Raw genomic sequence first — 526 nt, forward strand, 5'->3', positions numbered from 1 at the left:
TAACAGCTTCAGGAAATGTAATACTAACATAATCATTATCTATTTCCTTAAATCGATCTTCAAATTCATTTATACGTTGGGACATATTTTTATTGTAAAGCATGATTCTTTTTCTAATGATCTGTATGCTTTCTAAAACGTCAGGATATTCTTTATATTCTTGTTCTTTGATTTTTAGTTCTTTTTTAATTCTTCGGATTGAATTTTTACTTTTATTGTGTAGTAAATTCCATTTTTTCATTAGTTTTAAAGCTTTTAATTCATCACGTGTGATGGTGTAGTGTTTAGATCCTTTAATTAATGCGTCAGTACCGTCAATGAAAATATGGAGAAATTTTAGGATATGGTGGTCATTTAAAACGAGTAATGTGTGTAGAAATATTTTTTTGATGGTAATGGAGTTGCTGTTTGATAAAAATCTGCTTAATGTTGTGGATGATGGTGTTTTACCATTTAGAAATGTTTTTAATATTATATCTGTTTTGCATAAACTAGCTATTTTATCTGTTCTATATTCATCAACTAA

The 526-nt window shown here is 27.0% G+C and carries 1 protein-coding gene; it reads right to left on the reverse strand.

Features of this window, described 5'->3' with window-relative positions; all coding sequences use genetic code 11:
• The coding region (locus tag MBFIL_RS11315) for a hypothetical protein (RefSeq protein WP_169805507.1) at positions 1-526 on the reverse strand (526 nt) is incomplete at both ends.

It is taken from the genome of Methanobrevibacter filiformis (assembly GCF_001639265.1).
Lineage (GTDB): Archaea > Methanobacteriota > Methanobacteria > Methanobacteriales > Methanobacteriaceae > Methanacia > Methanacia filiformis.